The sequence below is a fragment of the Acidovorax sp. GW835-FHT14G06 genome (assembly GCF_058793595.1).
In genome coordinates this window covers 119,875-132,606 of sequence record NZ_JBXAGA010000006.1, presented here as the reverse complement: position 1 = coordinate 132,606, position 12,732 = coordinate 119,875, and the positions used below count along the sequence as shown (strand labels likewise).

Genomic DNA, 12,732 nt, shown 5'->3' with positions numbered 1-12,732 from the left:
GTGGGTCGCTCTGTGAACGCCTGCCGCAAGCTCTTGTCCGATGGCCGCTGGCATTTCCAGCATGGGCCGATGGACCTCATCCTCCAGGCCGAAGGGGAGCGCAATGCCGTAGTGCAGGCGCATGAATGCGCATGGCAACGCTTTGACCGGCTGTTGCAGGAACTGGTGAGTGAACTCCCGGGTTTGCGGGCGCCGGTGGGCGAACGCTGTGGTGTGCAGGGCGTGGTGGCGCGTCGCATGTGGGCTGCTTGCAGTCCTTACCGCACGGGCTTCATTACATCAATGGCGGCAGTGGCAGGCTCGGTGGCGCAGGAGATTCTGGCGTGCTATGACCAGCCTGGCATTGACCGCGCCTGGGTCAACAACGGGGGCGACATTGCGTTGCACCTGGCGCATGGCCAGTCGGTCACGGTGGGGGTGTACGCTGACATCGCTGCACTGAACGCCGCACAGTTGCGCAACGGCCTGGTGCTGGATGGGCAGATCCGCATCGACAGCGCCATGCCGGTGCGTGGTGTGGCCACCAGTGGGTGGCGCGGGCGCAGCCAGTCGCTGGGTATTGCGGACAGTGTCACGGTGCTGGCGCGCACGGCGGCGCAGGCCGATGCGGCGGCGACCATTGTGGCCAATGCGGTCGATGTGCAGGACGCGCGCATTGGTCGCATGCCGGCGTGGCAAGTGCGGGACGACAGTGACCTGGGTGCCATTCCCGTCACTGTGGACGTTCCTGCCTTGCCCGAGGAGCAGGTTCGCAGGGCCTTGCATCAGGGGTTGCAAAAAGCGCAAGAATTGCAGTCCGGCGGCCTGCTGTGGTTTGCACTGCTGGCGTGCCAGGGGCAGTTCGTGGCGACCGCAGCACCACAAGCCCTGGCGGGTGCCGTGTGGCTCCCACACGCAGTGATGGAATCGGAAGTTGGTTCAGTATTTGCTTAACGAATTGCACAGGTTTACAGAATGATCCAGATACGACGCGTTTTCACCCATCTTGAGGAAATCCGGCACGAATTCGGGCCGGTGGCCGATGTGCCGTTGCTGCGTGGTGCCATCGGCGCGGTGCTGACCAACCCCTTTGCGGGGCGCTACGAGCCCGACATCCTCCCCATGATGGACGCGCTGCAGGACGTGGGGCTGGACATGGCCCAGCGCCTCCTGAAGGCCATGGCGGTGCCTGCCGAGCGCATCGAGACCTATGGCAAAGGCGCCATCGTGGGCGCGGCCGGCGAGCTGGAACACGGCGCGCTGTGGCATGTGCCCGGCGGCTACGCCATGCGCGAACTGCTGGGCTGGAAGGGCGACCGCAACGCCTACGCCAAGGGTCAGGCCGAAGAGAAGACCGGGCAACCCGCGAATGCGCTGTCTATCGTGCCCTCCACCAAGAAGGTGGGTGGCCCCGGTGCGGCGCTGGACGTGCCGCTCACCCACATCAACGCCAGCTATGTACGTAGCCATTTCGACGCGATCGAAGTGCGTGTTCCGGGCGCGCCCTCCGCTGATGAGATCGTGTTCATACTTGCCATGACCACGGGCCCGCGCATCCACGCCCGTGTCGGAGGACTCAAGGCGGCAGACATCAGCCAGTGGAACGGCTTGCGCTGAGCCGCGCGCCGACCCGCACACCATCGAACAAGACAAGATCCCAAGGAGTCAAAAAATGCCAGCCAAGATTCGAAAGATCATCGTCCAGACCGACGAGGTCCGCGTGGAAATGGGGCGTGACGTTCAGCCCCCGGTGCGCAAGGCGCTGGCCATGGCCGTGATCGAGAACCCCTTTGCCGGACGTTATGTGGAAAACCTCGACGAACTCATCGCTATCGGTGAGGAGCTGGGAGGCCTTCTGGGCGCCCGCTGCGTGCAGGCCCTGGGCATTGCCCCGGGCGATGCGCACAGCTACGGCAAGGCCGCCATCGTGGGCGAGGCGGGCGAGCTGGAGCACGCCGCCGCCATCCTCCACCCCAAGCTGGGCGCACCACTGCGTGTGGCTGTCGCGAAGGGTGCCGCGTTGGTCCCATCCAGCAAGAAGATGGGCGGCCTCGGCACGGCCATCGACGTGCCCCTGGGCCACAAGGATGCGGCTTACGTGCGCAGCCATTTCGACGCCATGGAAGCCCGTGTAGCCGATGCCCCGCGGGCCAATGAAATCGTGGTGGCCGTTGTCGTGACCGACAGCGGACGGCCGTTGCCACGTGTCGGCGGCCTCACGGCCTCTGAAATAAAAGGCGTTGACGGCCTGCGCTGAGCCCGGCGCGCGTACAACATACACCTGTCCTGTCTCACCCCCCGTTCGATCTCTCTCCAACCATCCTTCAGGAGTCTCCCCATGACGATGCGACGAAACCTCATGCGTGCCACGGCTGCGGCTGCATTGGCCCTTACCCTGGCCCCTGTTTTTGCCCAAGGCGTGATCAAGATTGGCGAGGTCAACAGCTACAAGGCGCAGCCCGCTTTCCTGGAGCCCTACAAGAAAGGCATGGAGCTGGCGGTCGATGAGATCAACGCTGCGGGCGGCGTCAATGGCAAAAAGATCGAACTGATCACGCGCGACGATAACGCCAACCCCGGCGACGCCGTTCGTGTGGCCGAAGAGCTGGTGTCGCGCGAGAAGGTCGATGTGCTGGCTGGCACCTTCCTGTCGAACACCGGCTTGGCAGTTGCCGACTTCGCCAAGCAGAAGAAGTTCTTCTTTCTCGCAGGCGAGCCGCTGACCGACAAGATGACCTGGCAAGGCGGCAACCAGTACACCTTCCGCCTGCGTCCCGGCACCTACATGCAGGCCGCCATGCTGGTACCCGAGGCCGCCAAGATGAAGAAAAAGCGCTGGGCCGTTGTCTACCCCAACTACGAATACGGGCAGTCTGCGGTGGCGGCGTTCAAGCAACTGCTCAAGGCCGCGCAGCCCGACGTGGAGTTTGTGGCCGAACAAGCCACACCGCTGGGCCGCGTGGATGCCGGCAGCGTCGTGCAAGCGCTGTCCGATGCCAAGCCCGACGCCGTCTTCAACGTGCTGTTTGGCGCGGACCTGTCGAAGTTCGTGCGCGAAGGCAACACGCGCGGCCTCTTCAAGGGCATCGAGGTGGTCAGCGTGTTGACGGGCGAGCCCGAATACATGGACCCCCTGAAAGACGAGGCCCCCAACGGCTGGCTGGTGACCGGCTATCCCTGGTACGGCATCAACACCCCCGCACACAAGGCGTTCGAGCAGGCATACCAGGCCAAGTTCAAGGACTACCCGCGCCTGGGCTCGGTGGTGGGCTACAGCATGATCAAGTCGGCTGCAGCCGGTATTGCCAAAGCCAAGAGCACTGACACCGACAAGCTGGTCGCAGCCTTCAAGGGTCTGCAGGTAGACACCCCATTCGGCAAGATCACCTACCGTCCTGAAGACCATCAGGCCACCATGGGCGCGTTTGTCGGTCGCACCAAGAACGAAGGCGGTAAGGGCGTGATGGTGGACTACGTCTACCTGGATGGCGCCGATGCCAAGTACCAGCCGTCCGCTGCCGACGTGAAGAAGTCGCGAAGCGCTGATTGATTCCCTCTGAGGTCTGAGGCGCCTGCCGCGCCTCGGTCCCGGCAGACGCTACCGGCAGCCCGGCACAGGCAAATTCTGCGGGTGCTGGCTGGTGTCGGCTGGGGCACGGCCGGCTTCTTTCATGGCCTTCGCGCTGGCAAAAATAGTGTGAACAGGCCCTACAGGGTTTATTGAACATGAGTTTTTCGGGTTTCATCGTTCAGCTCATCAACGGGCTGGCGAGCGCGTCGTCGCTGTTCCTCGTGGCGGCGGGTCTGTCGCTGATCTTTGGCGTGACCCGCATCGTGAACTTTGCCCATGGCTCGTTCTTCATGGTGGGCATCTACGTCGCGTACTCGCTGGTCGAGCGCCTGAGCGGTGCCCTGGGCTTCTGGGTGGCCTTGCCGCTGGCCGCGCTGATCGTTGGCGTGCTGGGGGCGCTGATCGAGGTGGTGCTGCTGCGCCGCATCTACAAGGCGCCCGAGCTGTTCCAGCTGCTGGCCACGTTTGCACTGGTGCTGGTCATCAAGGACGCCGTGCTGTGGCTCTGGGGCCCCGACGAACTGCTGGGCCCGCGCGCGCCGGGCCTTTCGGGTTCCGTGAGCCTGCTCGGGCGGCAGTTTCCCAGCTACGACCTGTTCCTCATCGTGGTCGGTCCGCTGGTGCTGGGCGCGGTCTGGCTGCTCCTCACGCGCACCCGGTTCGGCACGCTGGTGCGTGCCGCCACGCAAGACCGCGAGATGGTGAGCGCCCTGGGCGTCAACCAGGCCTGGTTGTTCACGGCCGTGTTTGCGCTGGGCGCGATGCTGGCCGGGCTGGGTGGCGCACTGCAACTGCCGCGCGAGCCCGCGACGCTGGAGATGGACCTGCACACCATCGGTGCCGCCTTCGTGGTGGTGGTGGTGGGTGGCATGGGCTCCATCCCGGGCGCGTACGCCGCCGCCCTGCTGATCTCCGAGATCAAGGCCATCTGCATCTGGCTGGGTGTGGTCGACGTGTTCGGCATGAGCATTTCCTTCTCCAAGCTGACCCTGGTGGTCGACTTTCTGGTGATGGCTGTGGTGCTTGTCTGGCGCCCATGGGGGCTGTTTGGCCGACCACAGGCACCCAGCCGCTATGTGGGCATGCAGGAGGAGCCGCTGCGTCGGCCGGGCAAGGCCTATCTGGTAGCGGCCGCCGTGCTGGGCCTGCTGCTGGCGGCAGCACCGCTGCTGACCGCGCAGTCGCCGTACACCACGGTGTTGCTGATTGACCTGCTGATCGCAGCGCTGTTTGCGGCCAGCCTTCACTTCATCATGGGGCCTGCGGGTATGCATTCGTTCGGCCATGCCGCCTACTTCGGGTTGGGCGCCTATGGCGCGGCCCTGCTGGTGCGCTCGCTCGGGCTACCGATGGAGATCGCACTGGTGGTGGCGCCGCTGGTGGCGGCGGCCGGGGCGTTTGTTTACGGGTGGTTTGCAGTGCGGCTGTCGGGTGTGTACCTCGCCATGCTGACGCTGGCCTTCGCCCAGATCACCTGGGCCATCACCTACCAGTGGGACAGTTTCACGGGCGGCAGCAACGGCCTGACCGGTGTCTGGCCTGCGGCCTGGCTGGCAGACAAGCGCATGTATTACTGGCTCACGCTGGCACTGGTGGGTGCAGGGGTGTGGTGGCTGCGCCGCGTGCTGTTCTCGCCGTTTGGCTATGCGCTGCGCGCGGGACGCGACTCTGTGCTGCGGGCAGACGCCATCGGCATCGACGTCAAGCGCATGCAGTGGGCGGCGTTTGTGGTGGCGGGCACGGCTGCAGGGCTGGCGGGAGCGCTGTATGCGTTCTCCAAGGGCAGCATTTCGCCGGAGTCGCTGGCCGTGGGCAAATCGGTGGACGGGTTGGTGATGGTGCTGCTCGGCGGCATCCAGACGCTGGCGGGCCCCGTGGTGGGTGCGGTCACCTTCACCTGGCTGCACGACACTGTGGCACGCAACACCGACTACTGGCGCGCCATGCTGGGCGCCATCATCCTCATCCTGGTGCTGCTTTTTCCGCAGGGCATCGCTGGCACCATCAAACAGATTTTTGACAACATGCGCTACGCCAAGAACACCAAGGAGGGCGCAGCATGAGCCTCCTCAAAGTTACCGGCCTGGGCAAATCGTTTGGCGGCGTCAAGGCAGTGGATGGCATCCACTTCGAGCTGGCGGCGGGCGAGCTGCTGGCACTCATCGGCCCCAATGGCGCAGGCAAGTCCACCACGTTCAACATGGTCAACGGCCAGCTGCCTGCCGATGCAGGCTCCATCCAGCTCAACGGCCAGGAGCTGGTGGGCCGCAAGCCCCGCGACATCTGGCGCATGGGGGTGGGCCGCACCTTTCAGATCGCCGAAACCTTTGCATCGCTGACGGTGGTGGAGAACGTGCAGATGGCACTGATCTCCAACGACGGTCTGCTGTTCTCCATGTGGCGCAGGGCTGCCGACCACAAACGCGAAGAAGCCCTGGCGTTGCTCGACCAGGTGGGCATGAAGTCGCAGGCCGACCGGCCCTGTAGCGTGCTCGCTTATGGCGATGTGAAGCGCGTGGAGCTGGCGATTGCCATGGCCAATTCTCCCAAGCTGCTGCTCATGGACGAACCCACCGCCGGCATGGCGCCCAAGGAACGCAACGAACTCATGGCGCTGACCAAGCAGCTGGTGATCGACCGCCACATGGCCGTGCTCTTCACCGAGCACAGCATGGACGTGGTGTTTGCCTATGCCGACCGCATGATCGTGCTGGCGCGCGGGCGGCTGATTGCCGAGGGCAAGCCGCTGGAGCTGCGCGACCACCCCAAGGTGCAGGAGGTCTACTTCGGCACTGGCAAGACCTTCGAGAAGAAAACGGCAGCCGCTGCTGCTGAGGCCGCATGAGCATGACGACGACCAACGAACCCAAAGAACTGCTGCTGCAGGCCAAAGGGCTGCAGGCCTGGTATGGCGCGGCACAAATCCTGTATGACGTGGACCTGGACGTACGCCGTGGCGAAGTCGTGGCCTTGATGGGCCGCAACGGCGCAGGCAAATCCACCACGCTCAAGACGCTGATGGGCATGCTGGCCAAGCGCAAGGGCAGCATCCAGTTCATGGGCCGGGACATCTCCAAAAGCGACCCGCACGACGCCGCGCGTCTGGGCCTGGGCTTTGTGCCTGAAGACCGCCGCGTGTTCACCGACCTCACGGTGATGGAGAACCTGGAAGTGGGCCGCCAGCCCGCCCGCACCTGGCCCGACGGCACCGCTGCGCCTGTGTGGACGCCCGAGCGCTTGTTCAAGCTCTTCCCCAACCTGGGCGAGATGCCCCAGCGCCCTGGCGGTCGCATGAGCGGTGGCGAGCAGCAGATGCTCACCGTGGCGCGCACGCTCATGGGCAACCCCTACCTGGTGCTGCTGGATGAGCCCTCCGAAGGCGTGGCCCCGGTGATCGTGGAGCAGATGGCGCACATGATCCTGGAGCTGAAGGAGCAGGGTGTGAGCATCCTGCTGTCCGAGCAGAACATGCACTTTGCCGAGCTGGTGTCCGACCGCGCCTATGTGCTCGAAAAGGGCCAGATCCGCTACCAGGCCAGCATGGAAGAGCTGGCCGCCAACGAAGAGGTGCGGCGCGCTTACCTGAGCGTCTGAACCCACTGCCGACGCGCGCGTGTGGTGTGTGGCCCACGTGTGCCGTTGGTTACAAAAAACACCTCTACAAGCACTTGCACGATGTTTGCCCTCGCACGGAAACTTTGGCCTTTGATGTAAGGAGCACTACATGAAGTGTCAAGGAGTGGAGGATGGATGCATCGACCGCCGCAGCGCCATGGTGGGCCTGGCGGCGGCAGGGATGGCCTGGGCAGGCCCGGCTGCTGCCGAGACCGGTGTGACGGACACCCGCATCAAAGTGGGGCAGTCGGCGGTGTTCACCGGCCCGGCCAAGGATTTCGGGGTGGACTACAAGGCGGGCATTGCGCTGGCGTTCGACAAGGTGAACAAGACCGGCGGCGTGCAGGGGCGCACGCTGGAGCTGGTGTCGCACGATGATGCGTACGAACCCAAGAAGACCGCCGAGAACACCGCCAAACTCATTGACGAAGACAAGGTCTTCGCCCTGATCGGCTATGTGGCCACCGGCAACCTGATCGCCGCCATGCCCCTGGCAGAGAAGGCGGGCGTGCCCATGTTCGCGCCGCTGGTGGGCACCACCTCGTTTCGCACCAACCACAACCGCTACCTGTTTCACGTGCGCGCCAGCTACGAGACCGAGCTGCGCAAGATCGTGGGCCACCTGGCCACGCTGGGCATCAACAACATCGCCGTCATCTACCAGAACAGCGCGTTTGGCAAATCCAACCTCGACACCTGCCTGCAGATTGCCCAGGGCCTGAAGGTCCGGGTGGTCGATTCCGTGCCTATGGAGATCGCCGCCACCGACGCCAAGCCCCAGGTGGCACAGCTCACCAAGGCCCAGCCGGGCGCGGTGGTGATGATCATGGCGGGCAAGATGGTGGAGGTGTTCCTGCGCGACTACCGGGCGGCGGGTGCCGCGTCGCCGCTGTACACCATCTCGGTGGGCATCACCGATGCACCGGGGTCTGCCCAGCGCCTGAACGGCGGCATCGAAGGACTGGTCACGGCCAGCATCGTGCCCTCGCCGCAGGCCAGCCGCATGGGTATCGTGGCCGACTACCGCAAGGACCGCGCGGACGCGGGCGAAAAGATCGACAGCTACACCATGCTCGAGGGCTACATCGCCGCGCGCGTGTTTGTGGAGGGCCTCAAGCGCGCAGGCAAAGCGCTCACGCGCGAAGGCTTCATCAAGGCCATGGAAGACATGGGCACCACCAAGATCGGCGACTTTCCGCTGGTGTACGGCCCGGGCAACCACAATGGGTCCAACTTTGTGGACCTGGAGATGTACACGCGCAGCGGGTCGCTGCGACGCTGAGAACACCCCACCGAGACATGCACGCGCCCGCTTCACTCTCCCTGGTCGTCGTCAATGGCCAGCCGTTTGCCCTGCCGCAGAGCACCTTGGCCAGCGCCACGCTGCTGCACGTGCTGCGTAACGACCTGTCGCTCAACGGGCCCAAGTACGGCTGTGGCCTGGGGCAGTGTGGTGCCTGCACTGTGCTGGTGGATGGCATTGCCGCGCGGGCTTGCGTGATCCCGGCGCAGGGCGTGGCAGGCCGCGAGGTGACCACGCTGGAGGGTCTGCCTGGGCGCTGCCGCAGCAGCGCAGGACTTCACCCGGTGCAGCAGGCCTTTGTGGATGAGCAGGCCGCGCAGTGCGGCTACTGCCTCAACGGCATGGTGATGATGGCCGTGGCCTTGCTGGAGCGCAATCCTGACCCCGACGAAGCGGCCGTGCGCCGCGAGCTGTCGGGCAACCTGTGCCGCTGCGGAACGCATGTCGAAATCATCCGCGCCGTGCTGCGCGCGGCAGTGCTGATGCGCGAGGCCCAGGCATGAGCGCCACACCTGACAATGCCGCACCCTTGCGCGCCCACAGCCCGCTCACCCGCGCCGACTTCCATGCCGCCCAGGGCGTGCTGCTGGTGGTGCGCAACCCGCCCCCCGCACCACCGCCCGTCAAGGGCCAGCCCGCGCTCGTGGCGGGCAACCCCGCCGAGGGCGTGGAGATACTGATCGCCGTGTGGGACGACGGCAGCGTGACTGCGCTGAGCGGCCATGTGGACCTGGGCACCGGCATCCGCACCGCACTCGCGCAGATCGTGGCCGAAGAGCTGGATGTGCCCTTGGCCCAAGTGAACATGGTGCTGGGCGACACCACACGCGCGCCCAACCAGGGCGCCACCATTGCGAGCGCGTCCATCCAGATCCACGCAAAACCCTTGCGCACCGCTGCCGCGCAGGCGCGCCACTGGCTGGTGGCGCAGGCCGCAGAGCGGCTGGGCGTGCCAGTGGATCAGTTGCAGGTGCGTGCGGGGGTGGTGCAGGTCATTGCAGACCCGTCGCGGCAAGTGGCTTACAGCGCGCTGCTGGCAGGCGCGCACACCACGCTGGAGCTGGTGGACGCCACGCCCACCAAGGCCGCCGCCGATTACACCGTGGTCGGCCAGTCCGTGCCGCGCGTGGACATCCCCGCCAAGGTCAGTGGCGAGCTGGTGTTTGTGCACGACATGCGCGTGCCCGGCATGCTGCACGGCCGCGTGGTGCGCCCGCCGTATGCGGGGGCGGACCATGGCGACTTCATCGGCAACACGCTCGAATCGGTGGACCAGCAGTCCATCGCGCACATCCCCGGCATCCGCGCCGTGGTGGTGATCCGCGACTTTGTGGGCATCGTGGCCGAGCGCGAGGAACAGGCCGAGCAGGCGCTGCGTGACCTGAAAGTGCACTGGAAGGACTGGCCCGGCTTCCCCCGCCAGGACAGCACCGAGGCGCTGGAACAAGCCATCCGTGCCAACCCCGCCACGCAGCGCCGCCTGGTGGACGAGGGCGATGTGGAGGGCGCCCTGGCCGCGCTGTCTGCTGACGGCCAGCCCATGCCGCGCACCTATGTGTGGCCGTACCAGATGCATGGCTCCATCGGCCCATCGTGCGCGGTGGCCGAATGGCGCAGTGATGACAGCACGGGCCGCCCACGCATGACGGTGTGGGCAGGCACGCAGAACCCCCATGTGCTGCGTGCCGACCTGGCCCGCCTGATGGGCCTGGCCGATGTGGACATCGACCTCATCCGCATGGAGGCCGCAGGCTGCTATGGCCGCAACGGCGCCGACGATGTAGCTGCCGATGCCGCACTGCTCTCGCGCGCCGTGGGCGCCCCGGTGCGCGTGCAGCTCACGCGTGAGCAGGAGCATTTGTGGGAGCCCAAGGGCACGGCCCAGCTCATGCAGGTGCGCGGCGGGCTCAAGGCAGATGGCACCGTGGCGGCGTACGACTTCGAGACGTCCTACCCCTCCAACGGCGCGCCCACGCTGGCCCTGCTGCTTACGCGCACCATCGAGCCCGTGGCCCAGGCCTACGAGATGGGCGACCGCACGGCGCGCCCGCCGTACCAGTACGACAACCTGCGCGTGGCCGTCAACGACATGCCGCCCATCGTGCGCGCGTCGTGGCTGCGGGGCGTGTCGGCGCTGCCCAATTCCTTCGCGCACGAGTCCTATGTGGACGAGCTGGCCACCGCTGCGGGTGTGGACCCGGTGCAGTTTCGCCTGCAGTTGCTGAACGACCCGCGCGCCGCCGAGCTGGTGCAGGCCACGGCCGAGAAGGCGGGCTGGATTCGCCGCACCGGCCCGCAGCAACGCGAGCTGGATGGTGATTGGGTGCAAGGCCAGGGCTTCGCCTACGCCCGCTACATCCACAGCAAGTGGCCTGGCTTTGGCGCCGCCTGGGCGGCCTGGGTGGCCGATGTCGAGGTCAACAAAAAGACCGGCGAGGTGCACGTGCGCCGCGTGGTCGTGGGGCACGACGCGGGCCTGATGGTGAACCCCGCCGGTGTGGAGCAGCAGGTGCACGGCAACGTGCTGCAGACCACCAGCCGCGCGCTCAAGGAGCAGGTGACGTTCGAGCCCGTCAAGCAGGCCGTGGACAACCGCGAATGGGGCAGCTACCCCATCCTGAGCTTCCGCGAAGTGCCCGTCATCGAGGTCATGCACATGCCCCGGCAGGACGAGGCGCCGCTGGGCTCCGGTGAGTCGTCGTCCGTGCCGGGCACGGCGGCGATTGCCAATGCGATCTTTGATGCCACCGGTGTGCGCTTTCGTGCGCCGCCCTTCACGCCCGAGGTGGTGCGCGCCGGGCTCAACCGCCTGCCCGGTAGCGCGGGCGAGGCCGCAGCAGGCAGCACCGCACCCACCGAGCCTGCCGAGGTACTACCCACGCTGGAGCTGCCCGCACCCACCGTGCCCGCCAGCGCCACATGGCCCCGCACACGCAGCCCCTGGGCGCGCGCCTTGGCCCTGGCCGCTGGTGGCATCGCCATGGGCGCGGCACTGCTGGGCTGGCGCCCCTCCATCGCGCCCGTGGTGCAGACGGCGGGCGCGTCGGTCTACAACGCCGCCACCATCGAGCGGGGCCGCCTGCTGGCCGCTGCGGGCGACTGCGTGGTGTGCCACACCGCACCGGGCGGTACGCCCAACACGGGGGGCCGCGCCATGGACACCCCGTTTGGCAAGGTCTACACCACCAACCTCACGCCCGACGTGGAGACCGGCATCGGCCAGTGGTCGTTCAGCGCTTTCCAGCGCGCCATGCGCGAAGGCATCTCGCGCGACGGCAAACACCTGTACCCCGCCTTCCCCTACACGTCGTTTGCCAAGATGAGCGACGACGACCTGACCGCGCTGTACGCCTACCTCATGGCGCAGCCCGCCGTGCGGGCCGAGGTGCCGAAGACCGAGCTGACCTTCCCGTTCAGCGTGCGCCCGCTCATGGCGGGCTGGAACGCGCTGTTCCACGACGCCACGCCGTTCAAGCCGGACCCGGCCCGCCTGCCCGAATGGAACCGGGGCGCCTACCTGGTGCAGGGCGTGGGCCACTGCGGCGCCTGCCATACGCCGCGCAACGCGCTGGGGGCCGAGTTGGGTGGGGCTGCGTTCCTCTCGGGCACCATGATTGATGGCTGGGAGGCGCCTGCGCTCACGGGCCTGTCGAAGGCGCCGGTGCCGTGGACGGCCGATGCGCTGTACGGCTACCTGCGCCACGGCCACAGCCCGCAGCACGGCAGCGCCTCCGGCCCCATGGCGCCGGTGGTGCGCGAGCTGGCGCATTTGCCCGACGACGACATCCGCGCCATGGCGGGCTACCTGGCCTCGTTCACCGCCACTGAGCCAGCGGCCGACCCCCAGATGCAGGCACAAACCGCCGTGGCCCAGGCTGCCGCGCTGGCCCCGCAACCCGGCCAGGCCCAGCGCCTGTTCGACGGCGCCTGCGCCGCCTGCCACCACGACGGCGACGGCCCGCGCCTGCTGGGCGTGAACGTGCCCCTGGCCCTCAACAGCAACCTGCACAGCGACCGGCCCGACAACCTGCTGCAGGTCATCGTGCACGGCATCCGTGAGCCCGCCGCGCGGGACATCGGCTTCATGCCCGGCTTTGGTCACGCGCTCAGCGATGCGCAGATCACCGAGCTGGCGGGCTATATGCGCCAGCGCTACGCACCGGGCCGCCCGGCATGGCGCGATGTGCCCGAGGCATTGGCCCGCGTGCGGGCGGGGTCTGCGCATCCTTAGACGGTTCTGACGATCCTCAAGGTCATGTCTGGG

At 66.7% G+C, this 12,732-nt stretch carries 10 protein-coding genes; all 10 read left to right on the top strand.

The features are described from left to right. The first annotated feature begins 12 nt into the window (after positions 1–12). The 10 genes from AC1Q64_RS12180 (at position 13) to AC1Q64_RS12135 (ending at position 12,699) form a co-directional block, all read left to right on the top strand. Positions 13–933 carry a UPF0280 family protein gene (locus tag AC1Q64_RS12180; RefSeq protein WP_492251654.1) on the top strand — a complete coding sequence of 307 codons (921 nt, stop codon included), beginning with the start codon at positions 13–15 and terminating at the stop codon, positions 931–933. Between the two features lie 21 nt (positions 934–954). Then, a complete protein-coding gene (locus AC1Q64_RS12175) occupies positions 955–1,596 on the top strand; it encodes an amino acid synthesis family protein (RefSeq protein ID WP_099731557.1) in 642 nt (213 codons plus the stop codon). Positions 1,597–1,651: 55 nt separating this feature from the next. Next, positions 1,652–2,236 carry an amino acid synthesis family protein gene (locus AC1Q64_RS12170; protein WP_492251503.1) on the top strand — a complete coding sequence of 195 codons (585 nt, stop codon included), beginning with the start codon at positions 1,652–1,654 and terminating at the stop codon, positions 2,234–2,236. An 81-nt stretch (positions 2,237–2,317) separates the two neighbouring features. Then, complete coding sequence (locus AC1Q64_RS12165) at positions 2,318–3,529, top strand: ABC transporter substrate-binding protein (RefSeq protein WP_015012054.1); 1,212 nt, start codon at positions 2,318–2,320, stop codon at positions 3,527–3,529. A gap of 176 nt (positions 3,530–3,705) precedes the next feature. Beyond that, on the top strand, positions 3,706–5,613 hold the full coding sequence (locus AC1Q64_RS12160) for an ABC transporter permease (protein WP_492251502.1): 1,908 nt from the start codon (positions 3,706–3,708) through the stop codon (positions 5,611–5,613). Further along, positions 5,610–6,395, top strand: a complete 786-nt coding sequence (locus AC1Q64_RS12155) for an ABC transporter ATP-binding protein (RefSeq protein WP_492251501.1) — start codon at positions 5,610–5,612, stop codon at positions 6,393–6,395. The genes AC1Q64_RS12160 and AC1Q64_RS12155 overlap by 4 nt, the downstream gene beginning before the upstream one ends. Then, positions 6,392–7,144, top strand: coding sequence for an ABC transporter ATP-binding protein (locus AC1Q64_RS12150; protein WP_492251500.1), 753 nt, complete (start codon positions 6,392–6,394; stop codon positions 7,142–7,144). Before AC1Q64_RS12155 ends, AC1Q64_RS12150 begins: the two co-directional genes overlap by 4 nt. Before the next feature lie 130 nt (positions 7,145–7,274). Further along, positions 7,275–8,447, top strand: coding sequence for an ABC transporter substrate-binding protein (locus AC1Q64_RS12145; protein WP_492251499.1), 1,173 nt, complete (start codon positions 7,275–7,277; stop codon positions 8,445–8,447). Positions 8,448–8,464: 17 nt separating this feature from the next. Then, a complete protein-coding gene (locus AC1Q64_RS12140; RefSeq protein ID WP_492251498.1) occupies positions 8,465–8,971 on the top strand; it encodes a (2Fe-2S)-binding protein in 507 nt (168 codons plus the stop codon). After that, a complete protein-coding gene (locus tag AC1Q64_RS12135; protein WP_492251497.1) occupies positions 8,968–12,699 on the top strand; it encodes a molybdopterin cofactor-binding domain-containing protein in 3,732 nt (1,243 codons plus the stop codon). Before AC1Q64_RS12140 ends, AC1Q64_RS12135 begins: the two co-directional genes overlap by 4 nt. Positions 12,700–12,732: the final 33 nt, after the last annotated feature.